Origin of the sequence: Jeotgalibacillus terrae, from assembly GCF_016908195.1 — a bacterium.
Taxonomy (GTDB): Bacteria; Bacillota; Bacilli; order Bacillales; family Jeotgalibacillaceae; genus Jeotgalibacillus; species Jeotgalibacillus terrae.
In genome coordinates this window covers 1-4,205 of the sequence record NZ_JAFBDK010000043.1, presented here as the reverse complement: position 1 = coordinate 4,205, position 4,205 = coordinate 1, and the positions used below count along the sequence as shown (strand labels likewise).

Genomic DNA, 4,205 nt, shown 5'->3' with positions numbered 1-4,205 from the left:
AAACCGGGTTGGGAGCAGCACTCTTGACAGTTTTGTTCATATCAGGAGGCTCACCGCACGCCCTGCGGAAAGCGTTCCCCCTGGAGCGGAAATCACCAGCCACCTTTATCAGAGCTTAAGAAAAAAGGAGGAACATAATCATGACCAGCGATTTGCCTTCTAACTTAAGTAAACCTTCCCAGCGCGCATTCACAGCGGCAGGCATCAAAACGATGAATGACATTAGAAAATATACTGAGAAAGAGCTTCTATCCCTTCATGGAGTGGGCCCGAAAACCATTCGGCAGCTGAAGGAAGCCGGCGGGCCTGATGTGTTTAAAAACAATTAAAAGGAGACGGCGCATATGATGACGATCATTCTGATCCTTTTCGTGTTTTTTGTTACATTCTGTATCAGCGCACTGATGAATATTTTGAATGGTACCGTTCAGGGGCGGCACTGGTTTTACTCAGTCTTATTCAGTTTTGTCATTGCAGTGATCGGTGTACTTGTTTTCGACCCCCGGGGATAAAATATGAAAAAAGTAAATAATTGGGTTAAATTAGTTTTTCAGGTGTTGCGTATTCCACTTCCTGGTGATATAGTGGTCGTGCACAGAAAAACTACATACCGTTATCTGCACTAGGGGTGCGATTTAGCTGAGATGTGAGCATTTGCTCCGATCCCTTATGACTCGATCAGGATAATACCTGCGTGAGGAAGTGTAGTGACTTCTCTTTTACGATTCAGGAGCAGTGGCTACATCTTTCGCGGATGTGGTCTTTTTTTGTGTAAAAACTGCTCAGGGGGAATTGAAAATGGAATGTGGAACAAGCAACATTGTCGGGTGCCGGTTTTCGCTGCATCCAATGACGGGAGATTTTATCCCAGTGATTAAAGGGGCACTTGAGGCAACAGACCTGTCAGGTGTCTGGAAGCATACAGATGATGTATCAACTGTGATCCGCGGTCAGGAGCAGCATGTATTTAATGTCATCAAAGCCATTACGCTGCATGCCGCAAAAACTGGAGAACATGTAGCGATGAATGCAACTTTTTCAGCAGGATGTCCGGGAGATACTGCCGGTGACTCCTACATGGAGGCAGATCCAAAAGTACACAATCATGACGACACAAAACAATATGTCTCATCACAGTTTGCGCTTTATCCGATGAATCATCCGGATTATATGAATGTCATTTACCGCGAAGTGGACCGTGCGAAGGAGCGCGGTGTGTTCAATGATTCGATGCATTATGCAAGTGGCATTCACGGGGATATTCATGAAGTATTCGATTTTTATGAGGAGACGTTTGGCGCTGCAAGATCCGATGAGTACCGTCATTTAGTTATGACCGTTTCGATGAGTATCAATAGTCCATCTCATAAGGGGAATCATCATGCTTAATAGCTGGAAATTAAAAGAGATTGTCCTGATGTCACTGTTTGCAGTTGTATTCGGGATCATATATTTATTATTTTTGCACGTGGGAAACATCTGGGCTTCGCTTATTGGTCCAATTGCGTATGAGTGGCTCTTTGGCATCTGGTTTATTGTATCAATTATCGTCATGTCAATTATTAGAAAGCCTGGAGCAGCTGTCATTCCTGAAACGATGGCAGCAGCTATTGAGGTCATGCTTGGAAATGCAGTCGGACCGCGCCTGATTTTAGCAGGTGTGATTCAGGGGCTTGGTGCTGAAGCAGCATTTGCCGCAACCAGGTACCGCCACTTCAACCTCGGCATTTATATGTTGGCCGGTGCCGGTGCTGCTGTATTCAGCTTTGTCTATGGTTATCTGCTCGGCGGATTTGCCTCACTCAGCACAGAGTATGTACTGCTGATGTTTGTGATCCGTGTCATGAGCGGAGCAATCATCGCGGGAATTGGCGGTAAATATCTGGTTGATGCCCTGCTTGCAACAGGCTCATTGAGAGGATATGCGATTACAAAGCGTGATGCACATGCGTAAGGTGATTTCACTGCAGGATGTATCATTCCGGTTTCCCGATGATGAAATGCCTGTTTTTGAACATATTAATTTCGAGGTAAGGGCCGGTGAGCGCGTCGTTATTACCGGTCCGAGCGGCTGCGGGAAGTCATCGCTGCTCTACCTGCTGAATAGATTGTATCCGGAGAACTGTGACGGGATCGTCTCAGGAACAGTAGAGCTTTTTGAAAAACCGGCTTCAATGTATGCACCCGGTGAAATCAACAGGCGAATTGCAACAGTATTTCAGGACCCTGACAGTCAATTTTGTATGCAGACGGTTGAAGAAGAGCTTGCTTTTACACTTGAAAATGTGAAAGTACCCACTGCTGAGATCGATGCACGGATTCAAAAAGTGCTGAAGGAAACCGGCCTGGAATCATTCAGGGATGCTGTTATACAGACGTTATCAGGCGGACAGAAGCAGCGTGTTGCGACAGCCTGCGCTTGGGTGTTAGAGCCTGAAATCCTTTTGCTTGATGAACCGCTCACACATTTAGATCCGGTTACTGCACAGGATTTTGTAAAATGGCTTAAGCATTTACATGAAAAAGGCAACCTGACTGTCATTGCGATCGATCATCAGGTTGATATGTGGGGCGATTTCTTTGACCGTGAGTGGCAGATGGTTTCGGGGAAACGTCTTGAACCAGCTTTCACACGCGAGCCGCTTCGATCCGGTGACGTGGCTCTATCTGCAAAAGAACTTGCTGTCGAACCGATCGTATCACCTGTAACATTCACCTTAAAAAAAGGTGAAATCGCAGTGCTAGCAGGTCCGAACGGTAGCGGAAAGTCGACGCTTTTAAAAGCGCTTTGCGGACTGAAGTCCACTGGCGGATCTGTGTCACCGGAGCGGATCGGTTACGTACCGCAGTCACCTGAATTTCTATTTATCACAAAGTCCGTCCGGGAAGAGCTTTCTTTTGGCGGCGGCAGCGGGGTTGATGAAGTATTGAAGCGTTTGTATCTGGATGACGTCAGTGAATCAAATCCGTTTGCGGTCAGTCACGGCCAGAAAAGGCGTACTGCTATTGGCGCCATGCTTTGTGACGGACGTCCGGTCATTACAATGGACGAGCCGACTGCCGGGCAGGATGCTGCTGCTTTAAGGGAGCTTGAAAATCTGATCATTGCACGTGCGAATGAAGGCGTGACGTTTTTGATTGTGACGCATGATATGAATTTTGCAGACCGGATTGCCGACTCACTGCTGTTACTTCGTGAAGGCGAGCTGAGCGGGCCATATCAGCCGCAGACAGTCTGGGAGAATCGCAAACTGCTTGAACGGCATCATCTGCTTGCGCCATCAGGAGGTGAGTCATGTGATCAACCGCATGAATCCTTCGGTTAAGTTTGTCATGATCACGGTCTCAATGATTGCGATGGCGTTCTTTTTTAATCCATGGACGCCACTCGTGTTCTTCACCGGTGTCGTACTGATTCAGCTGTTATTTGCCAAAGTATCGTGGAAAACATGGAGCCTGATGATGCTTCCCTTCCTGTTCGGGGCAGTCGGCTATTTCTGGACAACCCTTGTCTTTGGCAATGAGGACAGCACGCTCGGCACAGCACTGTCGTTGAGTTTTCGTGTACTTGCTTTTTCAAGCCTGTCCCTGCTTTTTGTTTTTACAACAAAACCGGTTGATTTTATCCTGAGCCTGATGCAGCAGCTGAAGCTTTCGCCCAAAATCGCCTATAGCATTCTGGTCGGCTATCAGTTTTTGCCTGTGCTGAAGGATGAATTTTCTCAGATCCGGCAGGCCCAGCAGCTGCGCGGCGTTGAAGTGCCGAAGTCCCCTGTCAAAAGAGTACTGGCCATGAGGCATGTACTAATCCCCATGCTTGCAGGTGCTGTCCGTAAAGCTGAGCGGACTGCTTTCGCAATGGAAGCGCGCGGGTTTACCGGTGAAGGGGGCAGGGATTTCTATCGTAAGATTACGATTGGTCGCGCTGATGCTGCAGGTAGTCTTTTAATACTGCTTCTGCTGTGTGGCAGTATGGCGGCGGGATGGTTACTGTAAAATACAGCCGGGTCGACCGGCTGTATTTTTGGTTATGTTGAATAGGACTATCATCACTTTCCTCCGAACGTTTACGGTTTTTCTAAGAACAATGACTATTTTTCTCAGAACAACCGTAAGCGTCAAAGCATTCACACGTTGATTACTTTCATGGTCATATTTGAGGCAACAGAAAAGCCGTACCCTTCCGGGACGGCTTTTCTCTAATG

6 protein-coding genes and 1 riboswitch are annotated in these 4,205 nt (G+C 47.4%); all 6 genes read left to right on the top strand.

Going from position 1 to position 4,205, the window contains the following annotated elements:
• The first annotated feature begins 140 nt into the window (after positions 1 to 140).
• The 6 genes from JOD21_RS19125 to JOD21_RS19100 all read left to right on the top strand — a co-directional run bounded on the left by JOD21_RS19125 (position 141) and on the right by JOD21_RS19100 (position 3,996).
• Positions 141 to 329 carry a DNA-directed RNA polymerase subunit alpha C-terminal domain-containing protein gene (locus JOD21_RS19125; RefSeq protein WP_204731091.1) on the top strand — a complete coding sequence of 63 codons (189 nt, stop codon included), beginning with the start codon at positions 141 to 143 and terminating at the stop codon, positions 327 to 329.
• 15 nt (positions 330 to 344) lie between these two features.
• Complete coding sequence (locus tag JOD21_RS19120; protein WP_204731090.1) at positions 345 to 512, top strand: hypothetical protein; 168 nt, start codon at positions 345 to 347, stop codon at positions 510 to 512.
• A gap of 102 nt (positions 513 to 614) precedes the next feature.
• A riboswitch (TPP riboswitch) is annotated at positions 615 to 718 on the top strand.
• 80 nt (positions 719 to 798) lie between these two features.
• Complete coding sequence (locus JOD21_RS19115) at positions 799 to 1,389, top strand: YkoF family thiamine/hydroxymethylpyrimidine-binding protein (protein ID WP_204731089.1); 591 nt, start codon at positions 799 to 801, stop codon at positions 1,387 to 1,389.
• Positions 1,382 to 1,954, top strand: coding sequence for an ECF transporter S component (locus JOD21_RS19110; protein ID WP_204731088.1), 573 nt, complete (start codon positions 1,382 to 1,384; stop codon positions 1,952 to 1,954). The genes JOD21_RS19115 and JOD21_RS19110 overlap by 8 nt, the downstream gene beginning before the upstream one ends.
• On the top strand, positions 1,947 to 3,326 hold the full coding sequence (locus JOD21_RS19105) for an ABC transporter ATP-binding protein (protein WP_239581705.1): 1,380 nt from the start codon (positions 1,947 to 1,949) through the stop codon (positions 3,324 to 3,326). The genes JOD21_RS19110 and JOD21_RS19105 overlap by 8 nt, the downstream gene beginning before the upstream one ends.
• Positions 3,298 to 3,996 carry an energy-coupling factor transporter transmembrane component T family protein gene (locus JOD21_RS19100; RefSeq protein WP_338032938.1) on the top strand — a complete coding sequence of 233 codons (699 nt, stop codon included), beginning with the start codon at positions 3,298 to 3,300 and terminating at the stop codon, positions 3,994 to 3,996. Before JOD21_RS19105 ends, JOD21_RS19100 begins: the two co-directional genes overlap by 29 nt.
• The last annotated feature ends 209 nt before the right edge of the window (positions 3,997 to 4,205 follow it).